The organism is Epibacterium ulvae, assembly GCF_018678075.1.
Taxonomy (GTDB): Bacteria; Pseudomonadota; Alphaproteobacteria; order Rhodobacterales; family Rhodobacteraceae; genus Epibacterium; species Epibacterium ulvae_A.
This window is the reverse complement of the sequence record NZ_JAHHIR010000100.1, coordinates 1-18,893: the sequence shown is the minus strand read 5'-3', so window position 1 is coordinate 18,893 and position 18,893 is coordinate 1. Positions and strand designations below refer to the sequence as shown.

Genomic DNA, 18,893 nt, shown 5'->3' with positions numbered 1-18,893 from the left:
GGTGCTGCCGGGCAGCGGTCGGCGCGTTTGATATCTTTGACGATCTTCTCGCCAGGACTTTTGCGGGTTCCAGTTGTCTGTCTCATCTTCCACTCCTCAGTGGTTACGATGAGCCAGAAACACTCTCTTATCAAATAACGCTATTTGGACCCATAGGCGCTGACGTCAGACACGCCGCGCTTCCTTTGACCCGTGGTCTGATTGAAAACGGCATGTCCGAGGGCGCCGCGATGGCCTTTTTGATCTCAGGCGGTGTTGTCAGCATCTGGGGCGCTATGGCCATTGCGCCGGTACTAAAACTGAAACCTTTTTTGCTATATCTCGCCTTGGCTGTTCTGGGTTCGCTGGCAGCGGGATATATATTTGAGTGGGTAGTTTAAAGGGCTTCAGCCTCCCAAGTGCTGCCATTGGCGCAACCGCAGCGAAATGTCGCTATGTCCGCAGCCCTTCCGTTCGATATTGATTGGTGGCTGCACCTGCGGCGAAGGTCTGTTCTTTCCATTGCTCGTGCAGCATTGGACCGCCGCCCGGGTGGCAGATCGCCAGACTTTGCAAATGTCACTAGCTGCGCTTCGCTGCCATTGGAGCGGGACGCAGCATCCGCCAGGTCAGCCATGCCTCTCTGAAAGTACGCTTTCGGGAAATTGGCATAGGGATCACACAACCGCAGCATAGGGCTTTCCGCACCGGGATCGAATGTCGAGTTTGGGCTGGCTGGCGTCATCTGGCAGCGGAGACTAGGTGCGTTATCGTTGCAACTATGGTGCCGCAGCGCCGCAAGTCGGCTTCGAGCCCATTTTAACCGATGCTGCGCTCGTCACGAATGGCGGCTTCCCCAAAACGGTCCCGATACTCGGTCGGCAGGATACCTAACAGCTTCACAAAACTTCGACGCATCTTCTGCTCATTCACAAACCCTGAAATTGATGCGATTTCCTTGACCGATTTCCTGCTACTTTCCAAATACAATCGGGCGATGGCAAGCCGTCTCTCCTCGACGAAGCGTGAAGGTGTTTGACCAAATTCATGCATGAAATCGCGATGTAGAGTGCGCTCCGTTGCCCCTGCAAACTCAGCCATTCTTGACACGCTCCATGGTGCAGCAGGGTCTTGTTCGATGCGGTTATAGAGGTCGCTCAGGCGCTTACTGGATGTCGCCTGAGCCTTTAACGGTTCCGAGTATTGCGATTGTCCTCCGTGTCTTTGCATGAACACCACCATCTCGCGGGCCACACCAAGCGCAACACGCCGCCCGTGATCCGCTTCAACCAGTGACAGGGCGAGATCAATGCCTGTCGTCACGCCCGCCGAACAATAGAACTTGCCGTCATGTGTGAATATTCGTCCAGATGCCAATCTACGCTCGGAAATAGCTGGTGAGCGAGGTCAGCGCGCTCCCAATGTGTCGTGCTTTTTCTGCTTTCTAGTAGTCCTGCCGATGCGGTGAGAAGACTGCCCGAGCAAATAGAGACGAAACGCTCCACATCTGGTTCGACTCCTATCAGGAAATGGTGGAGTGATGGATCATCCAAACACTGATCCACACCGGGACCACCGGGCACAACAAGGATGTCCGCGCTGGAAACTGTGGCAAATGACACCTCGGCGCATAAGGACAATCCGGTATCTGTCGTAACATCGCCGCCGTCTTTACTGGCAATAGTGATGTCGTAGGCTTTCCATCCGAGAACCTTGTTGGTGGATGCAAAGACCTGAGCAGGACCAGCCACATCCATGAGCAGGACTTCATCGAAGCCCAAGATAACAACGGAATGAGGGCACTTTGTCTGATTTTGAAGGCTGGCAATCATTTCCGACATTGGTCACACGGAATAGGTTGCTGTCAATACAACCCAGCAATGCGAGAACCATCACATGTTACGTACTTTTATCACGGATGTTCCGGGCGTACCTGCATCGCCGTCTCCAATCTCCAACGCTGTTGTCGTGGGGAATACCTGCCACATCTCCGGACAACTGGCCGTATACGATGAAGGGTATCGACCGGGTGGCGCGGGCGAAGAAGCTGGGCGCGCTTTTGATCTGGTGTTCATCTCCAATGCTGGCGATGATCGCAGAAGCCGTCACCGCGCCGACGCCAGGTATAGTGCGCAGCAAACGGATACGCGCATCTTCTTTGGCCACTTGCTTGAGGCGCTCTTCATACCATCGGACCCGCTTATGCAGAGCCATGAGCTGTTCTGACAGGTTGCGGATCACCTCGTTGGCGATGTCTGGCAAGTCGAGCACTTCACCAAGAGTGATGTCCTCAGCAAATCCAATCACACGGGCCAGCCCTTTGGGAATGAAGATACCGAACTCCGCGACCAGACCACGCAGATTGTTGATGAGTTGCGTTCTTTGGCGCACCTAAAGGTCACGCGCCCGATGCAGCGACAACAGGGATTGCTGCTCGACTGTTTTGGTCGCAACAAACCGCATGGTGGGTCGAGTCACTGCCTCGCAAATTGCTTCGGCGTCAATGGCATCAGACTTACCGCGTTTGACATATGGCTTCACATACATCGGCGGAATCAGCCGAACCTCGTGACCAAGAGCTGTCAGTTCACGGGCCCAATGATGCGCACTGCTGCACGACTCCATGCCAATCAGGCACGGTTCCAGTTTTGCAAAGAACGGCAGAAATTGCGCTCGTCGCAGCGGCTTGTTGAACACGACTTCTTCGCTCGCGGTGATCCCGTGGACTTGGAAAACGTTCTTGGCCAGATCAACGCCGATTGTGGTAACTTGCATGGGGTGGCTCCTCTCATAAGCAGATTTTGACACCTGCAATATGGCGCATTGCGACGCCGGTTGAAGCAGGAGCCATCCACCCCATCAGCTCTGTCCCGCTGAGCGGACCTCCAGCCTATCAAAATGCTGCGCACCTGCTCCGATGTCCGCTTTGAGGAAGCCGCACCGCAGCGTCGAGAGACTGCGCGAAAGGCAGCTTAGGGCCGTTCTATCCTGCCGCACATTAGTTTTATTGTTCTTTGGGGTTCGGCAGTCGCCGAACGCCACTGCGTCACGTCAGGGTGAAGGCGCAGCCTTCCCCCTCGGGCAACTCTATTAAACAGGCCGGGTCCTCGCTGCGCTGCGGGCCGCACCATTCCTGTCGAATAGCATTGCCTCGCCCCCATCCGCGTTCGCCACGTGGCCGATTTGCAGGAACAGGCGGCTTCGCCGTCTTCCTGTAAATCAGCGCTGATTTTTCAAAGAAGATCAGTTCGACAGTAACGTAAAGAAAGGAGACAAAAGAGAGTTTGAGTCAGTTTATGACGCAAAGGTCAAAGTCGCGTGAGGTCTTACAAGAAGATAATGGCGGACCGAGGAGGATTCGAACCCCCGACCCCCTGATTCGTAGTCAGGTACTCTATCCAGCTGAGCTATCGGTCCAATATGTTACGGATCCAACGGGGGACCCGGTTCTGCCGTCTGGCGCGCCCTACCTGCGCCGGTTTAATCGCCTGAATTTGCGATCGAAGTGTAGTGGCGGACCGAGGAGGATTCGAACCCCCGACCCCCTGATTCGTAGTCAGGTACTCTATCCAGCTGAGCTATCGGTCCACTGTGGAGCCGGGGTTTAATGCGAGCCTGCAGGAGTCGCAACCCCAAAAACAAACTAATTTACAAATCATAGGCCTGAGTGTTTGGAACGCCTTCTCCAAAAGCCATCTGTGGCAATTCAGATTGTAGCTTGGGACGCTGGACCAGACCAGTATCAAAAAATCTTCAACACGTTGCCATCTACCCTCGTATCTCTCATCTGCACCAAGCGGAACACGTTCGCACTCTATCAACCGTTGGAACCCTGTTGCTCGCCGCTATTGTCTCTATCTAGGTCGTGAGTCGCCGCAGCAAACCCGCTACGACTTAAGCTCGTGTGAACAATCGCAAATGCGCGGTGGGCTAAGAGCCAGTGCTTAGATCACTGCCTGAAGCGCGCCGTCACCTTTGGGCAGAATGACCTCAAACGCGGTGCCATCTGGACCCGTACGATTCAGACGCACCTGGCCACCGTGCCCGCGGGCCAGTTCCGCCGCAATCGCAAGGCCCAGACCAGAACCGCCCTTGCGGGTGCCGCCTTGGAACGGGGTGAACAGGTTCTCCTGGGCTTTGCGCGGCAGGCCTGGGCCGCTGTCGACCACCTGGATGCACCAATCAGTGCCGATCTCGCCAGCTTCGATCAAGACCGTCCCTTCGGTATTGGTTGCGGCAATGGCTTGACGGGCGTTGCGGACCAAATTCATGATCACCCGGAACAGCTGTTCGGGATCGGCGCGGACCACCAGATCATGTGGAACATCTGAGGCGATGGTCACAAGGCCGGTATCCTCGGCCAAGGTCTCCCCGGCGACGACGTCTTCGACAACCGTGTGCAGCGGCACCATGGTTAGCGTCGGTGCAGGCTCTTCGGCGCGGCCAAAGGCCAGCGTACTTTCACACAAGGAGACCGCGCGGGTGATCGAGTTCACCAATTTCGGCGCAAGGCGGCGTACGGTAGGGTCTTCGCTCATCTCGATGCGGTCGGTGAACAACTGCGCTGAGGTGAGGATATTTCGCAAGTCATGGCTGACTTTGGCCACTGCGCCACCAAGCTGCGCCAAACGTTCACGTTGCTTTAATGCGTGGGTCAGCTCCACCTGCATCTGCTGCAAGGCTTCCTCAGCCTCGCGCAACTCTACCACGCCAGCACTTGGGGTGATGATGCCACGGGCGTCCTCGGGCGCCTGTGCGTAGCGCTGCATATACCCCACAACGCCTTTGATCGGACGTACCAACAACAGGCGCACCGCTCCAAAGAGCAGGATGGCAGTAAAGATCGAGATCACGGCGGATAAGATCAGAATACGCAGACCATAATCGAGCATCGCCGCCCGCAGCGGCTCTGTTTCGATGGTGATTTCGATCAGAAGCCCCGCTCCACGCACCGGCTCACCAATGATGCGGATGACCTGGTTCTCACTCTTGGTCAAACGCATCATCGCGTCGCGGATCAAGATCATGGGCGTGGCTTCGCGCAGATCGAATGTATCGGCAATCGGCTCTGGGATCGGCGAGGCCAGCATCAGCTGGCGCAGCTTGTCGCGCCGCAGCACCACATTATAGACGCCCGCGTTCTGCAGGAGCTCGGCTTCCAGTTCGGTGTCCAGCATGTCATCCGCCAGCAACGCCAAAGAGGCGATCTGCGCGCGCTCCAGCCGGTCCTGCAGATATTCCTGACGAAACCGCGAGATCGAGGGAACAAAGATCAACACCTCGGCCAGCATCACAAAGACCGTGGTCAGGATCAGAAATCTTCCTGAAAGTGTGTTGAGCATTATGCTCCCTTTGATCTTATATCGACGCTAGGGCATCCATCGTTGGACGAACCCTACCATCCGTTTAACAAACTGGCTTTCGAATAGCTTAGGAGAGAAATAGACCCCCGCGACCCGTTTGTTAAGCTCTGCTATCGTTGGATAGGGTGCAATCATTGCGGCAATCTGGCTCATCTTCATATTATTTGCCAATGCCATGGACCACAGCGCACATTGTTCGCCCGCCTGATGCCCTGCGAGCGAGACCCCGACAGGTCGTCCTTTGACCACCATCGCCTTGATCAGGCCCTTGGTTTTACGCTCCGCAATGGCGCGGTCGTTGTGGTGGTATTCGAAACGCGCCACCTCCAGCTTGTCGCCGTGTTTCTCGCGTGCCTGCGCTTCGGTCAGCCCCACCTGCGCCAGTTCGGGATCGGTATAGGTGGCCCAGGGGATGTGATTGGTCTTGACCTTTGAGGGCAGCCCAAAGAGTGCGGATTTGATAATCACGCCTGCATGATAGCCCGCCACGTGGGTGAATTGCAGCCCACCCGCAACATCGCCAATCGCGTAGACTTTGGAGTTGGTGGTTTTAAGACTGTCGTCCACCTTGATGCCCGTACGTGTGGTCTCGATTCCTGCGGCCTCAAGGTTGAGTTTTTCGATATTGGGTTTGCGCCCGACAGCCATCAACAGATGAGTGCCCCGATACGACGCGCCGTCCTTGGTCAGGATCTCAATCGCCCCTGCCCCGCCGCGCACCTCGGACGCCAGCGCGCCCTCGACGATCTCAACCCCTTCGGCGCGCAGATTGTCCAGCACGATGGCGGCCAGTTCGGGATCATCCTTGCCCAAGGCTTTGGCCCCTTCCAGCACGGTGACCTTGCAGCCCAGACGCACATGGGCCTGCGCCATTTCCAAACCGATGGGCCCGCCGCCAATAATCAGCAGATGCTCGGGCTTTTCATTCAGCTCAAACAGGGTCTCGTTGGTTTCATAGGGCACGGTGCCCAGGCCAGGGATCGGCGGCACCAAAGGAGAGGAGCCGGTGGCGATCACAACCCGGCGTGCAGTGATCAGATGATCGCCCGCCTCAACCTCGGTCGAAGAAACAAAGCGTCCGTATTCCTGGATCACTTTGACGCCGAAGCCTTCGAAACGTTCCACACTGTCCATCGGTTCAATCGTGGCGATCACATCGCGCACGTGGTCCTTGGCCGCCGCATAATCCACCTGGGGCACCTGATCGGCCACACCAAAGGCTGCGCCATTGGACTGGCCATAGGCCACCTTGGCCGAGGCCAGCAGGGCTTTGGAGGGGACACAGCCAAAGTTCAGGCAATCGCCGCCCATCTTGTGCCCTTCCAGAAGGATCACATTGGCGCCCATCTGGCTGGCACCGGCTGCAAAGGACAGGCCGCCGGATCCGGCGCCGATCACCAGGATGTCACAGGTCAAATTTTCCATTGATTCATTCCGTCTTGTCGGAGGTGTCTGCAGTATCTGCCGTCTTCTTGCCGCGCGGTGGGCGGATGGCCTTGACGACGATAGGCATGGCCGCCAGCACGCAGAGGCCCAGGATTGGGCCGATAATATGAGGTTCCCACAGAAGGCTCAGATCCGGGTCTTCGCCGCGGTCGAACACTTCGCCCAGACCAACGCCGATCCAGGTAAAGACAATGCCACCCGGAATAATGCCAATCGCAGTGGTCCACAGGAAGTTGCGCAGTTTGACGCCCACCAGCGCAGGCAGAAGGTTGGCGACAAAAAACGGCACCGCAGGCACCAGGCGCAGCAGCAGCAGGACCTCAATCTCATTCTGGCGCAACGCGTTTTTGAGGCTCTGTACCCGGCCGCCGGCATTCTCGATCTTGGCATTCAGAAATTCACCAAGGCCCCAGCGCGCCGCCAAAAAGATACCCGTGGCCCCAATCGTGGCCGCAATCACATTGGCAAAAGTGCCCATCCCAAGGCCAAACAGGAACCCGCCTGTGACCGATGCCACCGCCGCCCCGGGCAGAGAAAAGGCGACGATCACCACGTAGATCCCCATGAACATTGCCAGCATGGTCAAATAGTTCTGGTCGCGAAACGCCACCAGCGCCTCGCGATTGTCGCGCAGCGTCGCAAAGGTCAGATAATCTTTGAGCGTCATCGCTCCGATCACGGCAACAGCCACAACCGCAATCAGCGGCAGATGGCGCGCCAGGCCCGACTTTTTGGCTTGGTTGGGCTGGGGCTCGCTTGTCTCGCTCATGAAACACCTCGGTATTGGACGCCCGATCTGGCGCGCCTTATGATATGAATAGGGATCTTCTAAGGTTGTTATGTAGCTACGCGCTAATGACCTGCAAAGCGAGAGCCACCCGAAGACCATCACGCCCCCTTGATCCTTGGGTTTGTTTTTGTGAGAAATGCAACAGTTCGAATGGGTTTGGTGGTATCGCTTCTCAGGTTTTTGAAACCTTTTGAACAGAAATATTGCAGTTTTGCACCAAAACCGCGCCCGAGCCTCGGAAAGGGGTTTGACTTACCCCCCATTCACTTCTAAAGACCGGACTTCGAGATTGATCCCGGGTGTGTGTGATTCCGCACTGTTCCCGCAAAGCTTAGGAGACCGGAGCGATGAAACGCACCTATCAGCCTTCGAACCTGGTTCGCAAACGCCGCCACGGCTTCCGTGCGCGTATGGCCACCAAGGCAGGCCGCAAAATTCTGAACTCGCGCCGCGCACGTGGTCGCAAGTCACTGAGCGCGTAATACACGCGACTTAGTCAAGTCCGTAAGGAACGGAATTCAAACCGCCGGAGGCGCCCATGGACGATGATATCATCGCAGGGATCACGCCTCCGGTGGTTTCCGTTTGCGCACAGACCAAGGCGTCGCCCAAAAACCTGGGCGGTGTGGAGATTATCGCCAAACGTCGCGATTTCCTGTTGGCCGCACGTGCCAAACGGCAGGGCACCAAGGCGATGATGCTTCAAGGACGCAATCGCGGCGACGAGGGCCCTGCGCGCGTCGGCTTCACCTGCTCCAAGAAAGTTGGCAACGCCGTGGCTCGCAACCGCGCCAAACGACGCCTGCGTGAGATCGCCCGGCTGGTTCTGCCAGAACATGGGCGTCAGGGTTGGGACTATGTGCTGATCGGGCGTTTTGACGCCACTGCGCAGCGTGATTTTGACAGCCTGCAACGCGATCTGATCTACGCGCTGAAGAAAGTCCACATCGCGTAACGTCGCAAAAATGGCGCTCCCGCCCGTCTCGGCGGCTTCAAAGAAGCCCCTCCCCCGTTTGGGTCAAGCGCCGCTGACGCGGCGCGGATTGCGCGGCAGACCATTGGAAGTTATCTGTGCCGCATGACACCTTTTGCCTATCTCGTCTCCCTTCCCGTGCGCGCCTATCGGCTGATTTTCAGCCCTTGGGTTGGGTTCAATTGCCGCTACCAGCCGACATGTTCGGCCTATGCGCTGGAAGCGCTTGAGAAACACGGCGCAATCAAAGGCACGTGGCTCACGCTGCGGCGTTTGGGGCGATGTCATCCGCTGGGCGGCGATGGCTATGATCCCGTGCCGGACAGCAACGACCCAAAAGCGTGAACGAAGCGTCCTGCGTGGACTTCGGCGACACCGGGTGAGATGCCCAGCCAGACTGACACAGGTTTCATTTTTCCTTGGCAAAGCAAGCGGCCTCAGCTACGGGAAACCGCATGCTTGATGATGATCTGGACGAAATCCATCCGCTTTTTGTCGGAGCCCCAAACACCACAGCTTTTAAGAAGCTACGCAAACGTATTGTGCGCAACACGCGCGAGGCGATTGAGCAATACGGTATGGTGGAAAAGCGCGAAGACGGCAGCCGTCCCAAATGGCTGGTCTGCCTGTCGGGTGGCAAGGACAGCTACACCATGCTGGCGGTGCTTTATGAGCTGAAGTGGCGTGGGCTGCTGCCGGTGGACCTTCTTGCCTGCAATCTGGATCAGGGTCAGCCAGGGTTTCCGGCCACGGTATTGCCTGAGTTCCTTGAGAAAATGGACGTCCCCCACCGGATTGAGTACCAAGACACCTATTCGATTGTGATGGATAAGGTCCCCGCTGGGCGCACCTTTTGCGCGCTGTGTTCCCGCCTGCGGCGCGGCAACCTTTACCGGATCGCGCGCGAAGAGGGGTGTTCTGCGGTTGTGCTCGGCCATCATCGCGACGATATTCTTGAGACGTTTTTTATGAACCTTTTCCACGGCGGGCGTCTGGCCACCATGCCGCCCAAACTGGTGAACGAGGAAGGCGATCTGTTTCTTTATCGCCCGCTCGCCCATGTGGCTGAGGCCGATTGTGAGAAATTCGCCCGTGATATGAACTACCCGATCATTCCCTGCGATCTGTGCGGCAGCCAGGATGGGCTGCAACGTCAGCAGGTGAAACAGATCCTGGATCAATGGGAATCAAACTCTCCGGGGCGTCGTCAGGTCATGTTCCGAGCGTTGATGAATGCGCGTCCTTCACATCTTCTTGACCCCAAGCTTTTTGATTTCATGGGCCTTACCACAAATAATACATCGGATTTGACTGAATCCAAGGAGATTCCGACCCTGCGTTAAAGGTTCAGTTAGAACACCGCCCCTAGTGTGGACCCAAGCCGCGTATATGGTGAAAGGTCCGCAAATGAATATGTCTAACTCAGGTCTGCTGGCACGGCTGCGTAAATCGCTGGCACCTGTCCTGATGGGTCCCCCGGTGTTGGCGTTTTTGCCTGCTCTCACTTTGGGCACATATTGGATGGGTGGCGAATACGCGTTGCTCTGTGCTGCGCTCGGGTTGCCGCTGTTCTTTGCGGTTATCGGCATGTTTTCCCGTGGAGGTAACACCCCACAAGACCTGACAACGGGCCTCGTCCTGAGGGACGGATTTGAGATGTGTGTTCACGATATTTTTGCAGCTTCCGGCAAAAAGGGGCTGAATTCGGCGATTTTCATCATCGAGATTGACCAATACGCAGATCTTGAGAGCGAATATGGCAACCAATCGGTAGACAACGTGCTGCGGCAATTGGGTCAACGCCTGCGGGAAGCGACCCGTGGTCGTGACTGTATTGCGCGTATTGCAGACAATAAATTCGCGATTTGTCTCAGCGCGCTGCCGCAACTCGACCTTGAACAATGCATCCAACTAGCCAGCCGCTATCAGACCAAACTGGAACAGCCGATCTCGCTGGATGGGACGTCGATCTATGTGACCTGTTCCATCGGGTTCTGCAGCCGCCGTCATACGCCCGAGGAAGAGGCCGACAGCTGGACAGCCGCCGCCTTTGCGGCGTTGGAAGAGGCCAAGCATAACGGTCCATCTGGCATGCGTGCCTATTCGGCGGAACTCCATCACCGGACCAAACGCCGCCGCAATCTGCATGGCGAAGTGGTACAAGCCCTCGAAAGTGGCCAGATCCAGGCTTGGTTCCAACCACAAATCAGCACAGATACCGGCCAAATCTCTGGTTTTGAGGCCCTGGCGCGTTGGCTCCATCCCGTTCATGGGATGATCCCGCCCACCACCTTCCTGCCTGCCTTGGAAGATGCGGGCCTGATGGAGCGTTTGAGCGAGGTGATGGTGTATCAGTCCCTCTCCGCCATCAAAGCCTGGGACTCGGCCGGTGTTGATGTCCCGCAAGTGGGGGTGAATTTCGCCGCCGATGAGCTGCGCAACCCCGGTCTGATCGAGCGGATCAAATGGGACCTGGAACGGTTTGGCTTGGAACCGCAGCGTTTATGCATCGAAGTTCTAGAAACCGTGGTCAGCGACAGTCCCGAAGATATGATCGTGCGCAACATCGCCTCATTGGGTGAACTGGGCTGTGGTGTTGATCTAGATGATTTTGGCACCGGTCATGCGTCCATCGGTGCGGTGCGTCGTTTCAATGTGCGCCGGATCAAAATTGACCGCTCCTTTGTCACCAAATCCGACCGCGACCCCGAACAGCAGAAAATGGTTGCCGCGATTCTGACCATGTCCGAACGGCTGGAGTTGGAGACGCTGGCCGAAGGTGTGGAAACCGTCGGTGAACACGCTTTGCTGGCGCAACTGGGCTGTGACCACGTACAAGGCTACGGCATCGGTCGCCCCATGCCCTTTGACCAGACGCTGGATTGGATCGCGACCCATCAGTCGAAACTGAAAGAGCCGCCAGCCATTGGTGGCAGCTCCTAAAACCTCGCGGAATGCCGGTTTGAACCGCCCAAAGCAGGGCGGATGCGCATTGGATGGACGCAAAGGCCCGGATTCTGCTTGACCTTTGTGACCCATATCTGTTGAACCACCCTGTCTTTGGCATGCACGAGGTGGCGGTCCCACATGGACGATCAGAATAAGAACCTTTTACTTGCAACCGCACTCAGCGCCGTGGTGCTGTTCGGTTGGTACATCCTATTTCCGCAGCCGGCTGTCGAGCCTGCACCGACGGAGTTGTCCCAGGCTGAGTTGACGCCACCGGCCGATGGCCCGGTTTCGGCACCCTCAGCAGTAGCAGCCCAGCCGGTCGATGCGGCGGCCGTGACAAACGCAGCTGACTCAGGGGCCGATGCGCCCCGTGTAGAGATCGACAGCCCGCGTCTCGAAGGCTCGATCTCGCTCAAAGGCGGTCGGATCGATGACCTCGCGCTCAAGGATTACCGCGTCACCAACGATCCCGAATCCGATATCGTCAAACTGCTGACCCCGGTTGGCGGCGCCAGCGCCTATTACGCGCTGTATGGCTGGGCGCCCGGTTCGGGTCTTGACATCGACGACGTGCCAAGCGCCAACACCATCTGGTCCGCGCCCGCAGATGCGACCCTGACCCCAGAGACCCCAGTCACGTTGAGCTGGGACAATGGAAATGGCCTGACGTTCACACGCACAATCTCGGTTGATGCGGATTACATGTTCCTGGTCGACCAGTCGGTCACCAACACCTCCGGTGCGACCGTTGCCCTGGCGCCTTATGGCACCCTGGCCCGTCACAGCCTGCCCGAGGACTTGAAGAATTTCTTCATCCTGCATGAAGGCCTGGTGCGCGAAACCGATGGTGAGCTGTCGGAGATCAAATATGACAACATCCAGGATTTCGACGTTGACCCACGTGATGGTGCCGCGACCGAGACTATTGCGGTCGAGGACAATGGCTGGATCGGCTTCACCGACCACTATTGGATGGCAACCCTGATCCCAGAAAACGGCGAAGGGTTCCGCGCGATCACCAAATACGACCCAAGCCGCGATATCTATCAGGCGGATGTGGTCATGCCGACCGTCACCCTGGTCGACGGTGCGTCGTCATCAACATCCAGCCAGCTGTTTGCCGGCGCCAAGGAATGGGCGACGATCAAAGCCTATGAAAAAGGTGGCATCGCAGGCTTTTTGGACAGCATCGACTGGGGTTGGTTCTACTTCCTGACCAAACCGATCTTTGCCGTTCTGCACTGGCTGAACCAGATCATCGGCAACATGGGTGTCGCCATTATCGGCCTGACCGTGTTGATCAAGATCCTGGTGCTGCCGCTGGCCTATAAATCCTACACCTCGATGGCGCGCATGAAAGAGCTGCAGCCAGAGCTTGAAAAGCTGAAAGAGCGTGCAGGCGACGACCGCCAGAAGATGCAACAAGAGATGATGGCGCTCTATAAGAAGGAAAAGGTTAATCCGGCGGCGGGCTGTCTGCCACTGATTATCCAGATCCCGATCTTCTTCTCGCTCTACAAGGTGATTTTCGTCACGCTTGAACTGCGTCACGCGCCTTTCTTTGGCCCGTTCCAGGATCTGTCCGCACCGGATCCGACCTCGCTGTTCAACCTGTTTGGCGCCTTCCCTTGGGCCGCACCAGCACCAGAAAGCATCATGGCGCTGGTCTTTATTGGCGTTCTGCCGATCCTGCTGGGCGTATCCATGTGGTTGCAGCAAAAGCTGAACCCGGCGCCCGCAGATCCGACGCAACAGATGATCTTTGCCTGGATGCCATGGGTCTTTATGTTCATGCTGGGTGGTTTTGCATCTGGTCTGGTGGTTTACTGGATCGCGAACAACACCATCACCTTTACGCAGCAGTATCTGATCATGCGCAGCCACGGGTATACGCCCGATGTGTTTGGCAACATCAAAAAGAGCTTAAAGCGCAAGGCGAAGTCGGAGACCGAATGAGCCATACCGTTACAGAACTCTGGCGCCACACGATCAAAGCACACGGTCGTGAGGCGCTGGAACAGGTAACCCTGATCGCCGGGCATGCAATGCCCGGCGATCGTCTTTGGGCGGTTGCTCATGACGCATCCGATGCGGATGGGTCCGAATGGGCGCGCTGCCGCAACTTTACCCGTGCTGCGGGCGCACCGCAGCTGATGGCGATTTCCTCGCTCTACAACACGCAAACCGGCGAAGTCACCCTGTCCCACCCCGCGGCGGGGCAAATCACCTTTCTCCCGGATGGCAATGCGGCTGGGTTCCTCGAATGGGTGCGCCCTTTGATGCCTGAAGGACGCGCCATGCCCGCCCGTGTGGTGCGCGCCGCTGCGCAAGCGATGACAGATACCCCTTACCCGTCGGTAACCTTGGCCAACCTCGCGTCGCACCGCGCTGTCGAAGCCGCAATTGGCACGCCCCTGTCGCGTCACCGTTGGCGCAGCAATGTCTGGTTTGATCTGGACGACGCCTGGACCGAAGAAGACTGGATTGACCGCGAAGTTCAGATCGGCACCGCCGTCTTTGCCGTGCGCGAACGGATGGAACGCTGCATGGCGACCACCGCCAATCCCGAAACCGGCGAACGTGACGCTGAGACGTTGAAGACCTTGAACGACAGGTTTGGTCATCAGCATTTCTCTGTCGGCGCGGAAGTGATCCGCCCGGGCCAGATCCGCCTGAATGACACCGTGAAAGTCCTGTAATGCAGATGCAATTTACCCTGGCCGAGACGCCGGATGAGATCTCAACCGAAAAAGGGCGCAAGCTCTTTGCCCGCGAATCCGAATTCCTAAAAGGTGTGGTCGCTATGAGCGGCCTGCCGGAAGCGGACCGGACCGAGGTCTGTTTTGCGGGGCGGTCAAACGTCGGGAAATCTTCGCTGATCAATGCCCTGACTGGCACCAAAGGGCTGGCGCGTGCATCGAACACGCCGGGCCGCACGCAAGAGATCAACTTCTTCCTGCAAGGTCCCGAACACTACCTGGTCGACTTGCCTGGCTATGGCTATGCTAATGCGCCGCTGGATGTGGTGGAAAAATGGCAGAAGCTGCTCAAGAAATACCTGTCCGGCCGCCAGAACCTGCGCCGCGCCTTTGTGCTGATCGACAGTCGCCACGGCGTCAAAAAGGTCGACGAAGAGATCATGACGCTGTTGGACTCCTCGGCGGTGACTTTTCAATGCGTGATGACCAAGGCGGACAAGGTCAAAGAAAAAGACCGCACTGCGATCATTGAACAGGTAAAAGGGGCGCTGGCCAAACACCCTGCCGCCTATCCAGAAATCGTTCTTACTTCCTCAGAAAAAGGGGATGGCATCTCGACATTGCGGTCAATTATCTGCAATCTCCCCTGAAGATGAACAAACTGTCCTCATATCTTGTTTTGATTGCACTGGCCGTGGCTGGGATGATCCCCACTGGTTGGATGCCAACGGTGGGCGAGGACGGTAAGGTGTTGATGGTCATCTGTACCGTAGATGGGACCATTGAACAGTGGGTCGATCTGGGCGACGACACGCCCAGCCACGAGACAGACGACCACCACGGCGACCGGGTCTGCCCTTTTGCGGCGCTCACCCATGTTGCAGTCCTAGAAGACAGCCCGGCGACACCATTGGATCTCGCCCCCAAACGCTCCCCTTGGGCACATGAAGTTTTCACCCATGCAAGCGCCGGTTTTCACTCGCGTTATGATGCGCGCGGGCCGCCCGCACTCTCCTGATTTCCAAACACATTCGTTTTGATTTCACCGGCCTGTTTTGAGGCCGGAACCATAAATGGTATGGAGAGACTTCCGCATGGAACCCCAATCGGCACCCCGCCACCCGCAGGACGCGGGCGAAAATTCGCACGACCAATCCAAACTGTCCCAGAAATTTTACTTTGCAGCCTGGCGCTGGCACTTTTATGCCGCGCTCTACGTTGTGCCCTTCATGATCATCCTGGCGGTGACGGGCATGATGATGATGCTCCTGACCCAAATTGACGGGCGCGATGGAGAGAAGATCGCGCTGAGCGAGATCACCGAATTCGCCCTGCCCTATGCCACCCAGGCCGAGGCGGTTCTGGACGCGCAACCCGGCGAAATTGCCGAATGGATCGGCCCAAAATCGGCAACCCTGGCGACCGTCTTTCGCGTCAAAGTCGAAGACGGCCAACGCCTTGTGGCCCTGAACCAATACACCGGTGATGTGATCAAAGTCTGGGATCGGCGTCAGGGTTGGTACGACTGGGCCGACAACGTGCATTCATCCTTGTTGATCGGCGATACCGGCGACCGACTGATCGAAATCGCTGCCGGTCTTGGGCTTTTGCTAGTGCTGACCGGGCTTTATATCTGGTGGCCGCGCGGCAACTGGCGCGCGGCTTTGATCCCGAATTTCTCCGCGCGGGGTCGGGCGCTTTGGAAAAATTTGCACGGGGTTATAGGCTTTTGGATCTCGGCCTTGCTGGTCGTTTTCCTGATTTCCGGCATGTCGTGGGCCGGGATCTGGGGTGGAAAATTTGTGCAGGCCTGGTCAACCTTCCCAGCACAGAAATGGGACGCGGTGCCCCTGTCGGACGCGACGCATGCAGAGCATCTGAACCACGGCGCCACCAATGACGTGCCCTGGGCTTTGGAGCAGACCCCCATGCCCGCCTCAGGATCGAGCGCTGGCATTACCGGTATTGCCGAGGGTCACCCCGTAACCCCGACTACCTTGATTGCACTCGGGGGCGCATTGGGAATGGAGGGCCGCTTCCGTCTTGCCTACCCTGGCAGCGATGCAGGTGTTTGGACCATCAACCGGGACAGCATGTCCTCAGACAGCAAAGACCCGTTTATTGACCGCACGATTCACGTGGACCAATACACGGGCAAGATCCTGGCAGACGTGACCTTTGATGACTATTCTTGGGCCGGAAAATCCATGGCGGTTGGCATCCCGCTGCATATGGGGCTGATGGGTACCTGGAACTTTGTGCTGAATATGGCGTTTTGCCTGTCGGTAGTCTTTATCTGTGTATCAGGCGTGGTCATGTGGCTCAAACGTCGCCCAACCGGTGCATCACAACTGTCGGCACCACCGATCCCCGCAGATATGCCCTTTTGGAAGGGCGCAGTATTGGTGGGGCTGTTCTGCGCAATGGCCTTCCCGCTGGTTGGGCTGACCCTGCTGGCGGTTCTGGCACTGGATGTCATCCTGCTGAGCAATCTACCGGTTCTAAAACGCGCCTTGAGTTAACAAATGGGCTGGCCGTGTCGGAAGAGACCTGCTCGGCCAGTCTCAAACCACAGCATCCTAGGTGAAGGAAGCGCTTAAGTATTTTTGAAAAGATGAAACGCCCTTGGCCCGCATCTCCGCAGGTCATGGTGGCTCAGCAGCGTCTCATTCATCTTTTTCTAAATACTTAAATCCGATCCTCGCCTGAAACGCGACGCTCAGTAATTTAGACGTGTTGTGCGCCATTTACCTCAATCTCAGCGCCCGAGATGTAGGAGCTTTGATCAGAACAGAGATAGTAGATCGCATCAGCGACCTCAAACGGTTGCCCTAAACGCTGCATCGGCAATTTCTCGACAATCTTGTCGGTGCCGGGGCTAAGAATTGCGGTTTCGACCTCCCCCGGTGCGATCGCATTCACCCGCACGCCAAGCGGGCCAAAGTCATGTGCCATCTCTCGTGTGAGCGCGGCCAAAGCCGCCTTGGACGTTGCATAAGCCGCTCCGGCAAAGGGATGCACCCGGCTGCCCGCGATGGAGGTTACGTTCACCACCGAGCCCTTGGCGGCGGCCAGCTCATCCTTTAGTCCGCGCGCCAGAACCACAGGCGCAAAGAAATTCACGTGGAACACGCGCCCCCAATCGGCCAGATCGGTGTTCATTGTATTGAGACGGCCGCCGTCTTTGGCCTTGGGCGAAATGCCCGCATTGTTCACCAGTGCATCCAATTTGCCGTCGATACGCTCCTGGATCAAACCAACCGCGTTGATCGTATCGGCGGGATCGCCCAGATCCAATTGGACGTGATCTTCCGCACCACCTCCCCAGGGGCATTCCGCCGGGTGGGGTTGGCGCGAACAGGTGATCACCCGCCAGCCTTCGTTGTGAAACCGGAGCACAGTGGCATGACCGATTCCCCGGCTTGCCCCCGTCAGCAGTAGAGTCTTTTGCCGCATGTCGTCTCTCCTGTCAGGAATATGCGGAAATCTATCAATTGCTAGGACCGCTGCAATGGAATAACGCGCGCGCCCCTTGGCAGCGCGGTGAATTGCCCCTAAACCCACCGGTCAAAGGGATGATAGAGCGATGAAGAAACAGGACATGAACCGGGATTGGATTGCCACCGCCGAAACACTCTCCAGTGCGCTGCCGTATCTGCAGCGCTATGACGATGCCATTGTTGTCGTCAAACTGGGTGGTCACGCCATGGGCAGTGATGATGCGATGGACAGTTTTGCTCGCGACATCGTCCTGTTGCGTCAGGTCGGCGTGAACCCTGTCATCGTGCACGGCGGTGGTCCGATGATCAACGCCATGCTGGACAAGCTCAAGATCGAGAGCACCTTTGTAAACGGCAAGCGGGTCACCGACACCGCCACCATGGAAGTGGTTGAGATGGTGCTCTCTGGCGTTGTGAACAAACGTATCGTGCACGCATTGAACCGCCAGGGCGGACGCGCGGTTGGTCTGTCGGGCAAGGATGCCAATCTGATCACCTGTGATGTCTCCAATCCCGAACTTGGCCTTGTGGGGCAACCTGTGGACATGGACCCGACCGTGTTGAAGAACCTCTTTGACAAGGACATGGTCCCGGTTATTGCGCCCATTGGTGTGGGCCGAGATGGGGTAACGCTCAACATCAACGGCGACACGGCCGCAGGCGCCATTGCCCAGTGCCTTGAGGCGGATCGCCTATTGCTGCTGACCGATGTGGCGGGTGTGAAAAACGCCGCGGGTGAGGTCATGACCGAACTAAAGGCCGCCGACGTCGAAGCCATGACCGCCGAGGGCGTCATTGCCGGCGGTATGATCCCCAAGACGGAAACAGCGCTACAAGCCGTACGCGGCGGCGTGCGGGCCTGCACCATCGTCGATGGGCGGGTGAAGAATTCGGTCCTGTTGGAGCTGTTTACCGACCACGGTGCCGGCTCGATGATCCGCGCCTAGGTGTTCAGTCCCGGCATCTGGTGGATCGGGTCGATGATGAATTGATCTGGCTCTGAAGTCCAGATTTTGCAGATGTTTTCGTAGGGCGTGAGGCTGCTGCGCGTTTTGTGTCTGCGGGCAAGGGTGTCGGCAGCCATGAAGTCGCCGAGATGTGTTCGTGGCTGTCGTAGTGGTCTCGCTTCACTGTCGCCTCCTTGATCGTGCGGTTCATCCGCTCGACCTGGCCGTTGGTCCAGGGATGGTT

Annotated in this window: 18 protein-coding genes, 2 tRNA genes and 2 pseudogenes; 12 read left to right on the top strand and 10 right to left on the bottom strand. The window is 57.4% G+C overall.

What is annotated here, in order from left to right; all coding sequences use genetic code 11:
• The coding region (locus KMP13_RS20750; protein WP_251363966.1) for a permease at positions 1-380 on the top strand (380 nt) is incomplete at its 5' end.
• Between the two features lie 418 nt (positions 381-798).
• Here KMP13_RS20750 and KMP13_RS19475 read toward each other — a convergent pair.
• From KMP13_RS19475 to KMP13_RS19440, 8 genes and pseudogenes are all read right to left on the bottom strand, one after another.
• Positions 799-1,356 (bottom strand): GlxA family transcriptional regulator, encoded by a 558-nt coding sequence (locus KMP13_RS19475; protein ID WP_215267699.1) that lies wholly within the window; start codon positions 1,354-1,356, stop codon positions 799-801.
• Positions 1,299-1,820 carry a DJ-1/PfpI family protein gene (locus KMP13_RS19470; RefSeq protein ID WP_215267698.1) on the bottom strand — a complete coding sequence of 174 codons (522 nt, stop codon included), beginning with the start codon at positions 1,818-1,820 and terminating at the stop codon, positions 1,299-1,301. The genes KMP13_RS19475 and KMP13_RS19470 overlap by 58 nt, the downstream gene beginning before the upstream one ends.
• A 196-nt stretch (positions 1,821-2,016) precedes the next feature.
• Positions 2,017-2,754: pseudogene (locus KMP13_RS21125) on the bottom strand (IS110 family transposase); the annotation flags it as partial.
• A gap of 565 nt (positions 2,755-3,319) precedes the next feature.
• A tRNA-Arg gene (locus KMP13_RS19460) sits at positions 3,320-3,396 on the bottom strand.
• 94 nt (positions 3,397-3,490) lie between these two features.
• Positions 3,491-3,567, bottom strand: a tRNA-Arg gene (locus KMP13_RS19455).
• Between the two features lie 356 nt (positions 3,568-3,923).
• Entirely contained in the window at positions 3,924-5,321 is a 1,398-nt protein-coding gene (locus KMP13_RS19450; protein ID WP_215267697.1) for a sensor histidine kinase, read from the bottom strand.
• A gap of 27 nt (positions 5,322-5,348) precedes the next feature.
• Positions 5,349-6,767, bottom strand: coding sequence for a dihydrolipoyl dehydrogenase family protein (locus KMP13_RS19445; protein WP_215267696.1), 1,419 nt, complete (start codon positions 6,765-6,767; stop codon positions 5,349-5,351).
• A gap of 4 nt (positions 6,768-6,771) precedes the next feature.
• Positions 6,772-7,557, bottom strand: coding sequence for a TVP38/TMEM64 family protein (locus tag KMP13_RS19440; RefSeq protein ID WP_215267695.1), 786 nt, complete (start codon positions 7,555-7,557; stop codon positions 6,772-6,774).
• Between the two features lie 368 nt (positions 7,558-7,925).
• Between KMP13_RS19440 and rpmH the strand changes: the two genes are divergently transcribed.
• The 10 genes from rpmH to KMP13_RS19390 all read left to right on the top strand — a co-directional run bounded on the left by rpmH (position 7,926) and on the right by KMP13_RS19390 (position 16,724).
• Positions 7,926-8,060 (top strand): 50S ribosomal protein L34, encoded by a 135-nt coding sequence (gene rpmH, locus KMP13_RS19435; protein ID WP_005632162.1) that lies wholly within the window; start codon positions 7,926-7,928, stop codon positions 8,058-8,060.
• Positions 8,061-8,116: 56 nt separating this feature from the next.
• Positions 8,117-8,533, top strand: a complete 417-nt coding sequence (rnpA, locus tag KMP13_RS19430) for a ribonuclease P protein component (RefSeq protein ID WP_215267694.1) — start codon at positions 8,117-8,119, stop codon at positions 8,531-8,533.
• 123 nt (positions 8,534-8,656) lie between these two features.
• Complete coding sequence (gene yidD, locus KMP13_RS19425; RefSeq protein WP_215267693.1) at positions 8,657-8,896, top strand: membrane protein insertion efficiency factor YidD; 240 nt, start codon at positions 8,657-8,659, stop codon at positions 8,894-8,896.
• Between the two features lie 110 nt (positions 8,897-9,006).
• Positions 9,007-9,894, top strand: a complete 888-nt coding sequence (ttcA, locus tag KMP13_RS19420; protein ID WP_215267692.1) for a tRNA 2-thiocytidine(32) synthetase TtcA — start codon at positions 9,007-9,009, stop codon at positions 9,892-9,894.
• Between the two features lie 64 nt (positions 9,895-9,958).
• The gene (locus KMP13_RS19415; protein ID WP_215267691.1) at positions 9,959-11,494 is read left to right on the top strand and encodes a putative bifunctional diguanylate cyclase/phosphodiesterase; all 1,536 of its coding nucleotides are present in this window, start codon (positions 9,959-9,961) and stop codon (positions 11,492-11,494) included.
• 144 nt (positions 11,495-11,638) lie between these two features.
• Positions 11,639-13,459 carry a membrane protein insertase YidC gene (yidC, locus tag KMP13_RS19410; protein WP_215267690.1) on the top strand — a complete coding sequence of 607 codons (1,821 nt, stop codon included), beginning with the start codon at positions 11,639-11,641 and terminating at the stop codon, positions 13,457-13,459.
• A complete protein-coding gene (locus tag KMP13_RS19405; RefSeq protein WP_215267689.1) occupies positions 13,456-14,202 on the top strand; it encodes an MOSC domain-containing protein in 747 nt (248 codons plus the stop codon). Before yidC ends, KMP13_RS19405 begins: the two co-directional genes overlap by 4 nt.
• Entirely contained in the window at positions 14,202-14,852 is a 651-nt protein-coding gene (yihA, locus tag KMP13_RS19400; protein WP_215267687.1) for a ribosome biogenesis GTP-binding protein YihA/YsxC, read from the top strand. Before KMP13_RS19405 ends, yihA begins: the two co-directional genes overlap by 1 nt.
• Positions 14,853-14,854: 2 nt before the next feature.
• On the top strand, positions 14,855-15,220 hold the full coding sequence (locus KMP13_RS19395) for a DUF2946 family protein (RefSeq protein ID WP_215267685.1): 366 nt from the start codon (positions 14,855-14,857) through the stop codon (positions 15,218-15,220).
• A gap of 76 nt (positions 15,221-15,296) precedes the next feature.
• Positions 15,297-16,724, top strand: coding sequence for a PepSY-associated TM helix domain-containing protein (locus KMP13_RS19390; protein ID WP_215267683.1), 1,428 nt, complete (start codon positions 15,297-15,299; stop codon positions 16,722-16,724).
• 205 nt (positions 16,725-16,929) lie between these two features.
• Here KMP13_RS19390 and KMP13_RS19385 read toward each other — a convergent pair whose 3' ends face one another.
• Positions 16,930-17,658, bottom strand: a complete 729-nt coding sequence (locus KMP13_RS19385) for an SDR family NAD(P)-dependent oxidoreductase (RefSeq protein ID WP_215267681.1) — start codon at positions 17,656-17,658, stop codon at positions 16,930-16,932.
• 130 nt (positions 17,659-17,788) lie between these two features.
• On the opposite strand from KMP13_RS19385, the gene argB reads away from it, so the two are divergent.
• Positions 17,789-18,649, top strand: coding sequence for an acetylglutamate kinase (argB, locus tag KMP13_RS19380; RefSeq protein WP_215267679.1), 861 nt, complete (start codon positions 17,789-17,791; stop codon positions 18,647-18,649).
• On the opposite strand, the pseudogene KMP13_RS19375 reads toward argB, so the two are convergent.
• Positions 18,646-18,893 (bottom strand): annotated as a pseudogene (locus tag KMP13_RS19375) (IS481 family transposase); the annotation flags it as partial. The gene argB and the pseudogene KMP13_RS19375 sit on opposite strands and share 4 nt — an antisense overlap.

What these genes read in the sequence shown, in the direction of transcription:
- KMP13_RS19440 (WP_215267695.1), bottom strand. Translation starts at nt 7,557, where the DNA reads ATGAGCGAGACAAGCGAGCCCCAGCCCAACCAAGCCAAAAAGTCGGGC.
- KMP13_RS19450 (WP_215267697.1), bottom strand. Translation starts at nt 5,321, where the DNA reads ATGCTCAACACACTTTCAGGAAGATTTCTGATCCTGACCACGGTCTTT.
- rpmH (WP_005632162.1), top strand. Translation starts at nt 7,926, where the DNA reads ATGAAACGCACCTATCAGCCTTCGAACCTGGTTCGCAAACGCCGCCAC.
- KMP13_RS19395 (WP_215267685.1), top strand. Translation starts at nt 14,855, where the DNA reads ATGAACAAACTGTCCTCATATCTTGTTTTGATTGCACTGGCCGTGGCT.
- KMP13_RS19385 (WP_215267681.1), bottom strand. Translation starts at nt 17,658, where the DNA reads ATGCGGCAAAAGACTCTACTGCTGACGGGGGCAAGCCGGGGAATCGGT.
- argB (WP_215267679.1), top strand. Translation starts at nt 17,789, where the DNA reads ATGAAGAAACAGGACATGAACCGGGATTGGATTGCCACCGCCGAAACA.
- KMP13_RS19405 (WP_215267689.1), top strand. Translation starts at nt 13,456, where the DNA reads ATGAGCCATACCGTTACAGAACTCTGGCGCCACACGATCAAAGCACAC.
- KMP13_RS19390 (WP_215267683.1), top strand. Translation starts at nt 15,297, where the DNA reads ATGGAACCCCAATCGGCACCCCGCCACCCGCAGGACGCGGGCGAAAAT.
- KMP13_RS19470 (WP_215267698.1), bottom strand. Translation starts at nt 1,820, where the DNA reads ATGTCGGAAATGATTGCCAGCCTTCAAAATCAGACAAAGTGCCCTCAT.
- ttcA (WP_215267692.1), top strand. Translation starts at nt 9,007, where the DNA reads ATGCTTGATGATGATCTGGACGAAATCCATCCGCTTTTTGTCGGAGCC.
- yihA (WP_215267687.1), top strand. Translation starts at nt 14,202, where the DNA reads ATGCAGATGCAATTTACCCTGGCCGAGACGCCGGATGAGATCTCAACC.
- rnpA (WP_215267694.1), top strand. Translation starts at nt 8,117, where the DNA reads ATGGACGATGATATCATCGCAGGGATCACGCCTCCGGTGGTTTCCGTT.
- yidD (WP_215267693.1), top strand. Translation starts at nt 8,657, where the DNA reads ATGACACCTTTTGCCTATCTCGTCTCCCTTCCCGTGCGCGCCTATCGG.
- yidC (WP_215267690.1), top strand. Translation starts at nt 11,639, where the DNA reads ATGGACGATCAGAATAAGAACCTTTTACTTGCAACCGCACTCAGCGCC.
- KMP13_RS19415 (WP_215267691.1), top strand. Translation starts at nt 9,959, where the DNA reads ATGAATATGTCTAACTCAGGTCTGCTGGCACGGCTGCGTAAATCGCTG.
- KMP13_RS19445 (WP_215267696.1), bottom strand. Translation starts at nt 6,767, where the DNA reads ATGGAAAATTTGACCTGTGACATCCTGGTGATCGGCGCCGGATCCGGC.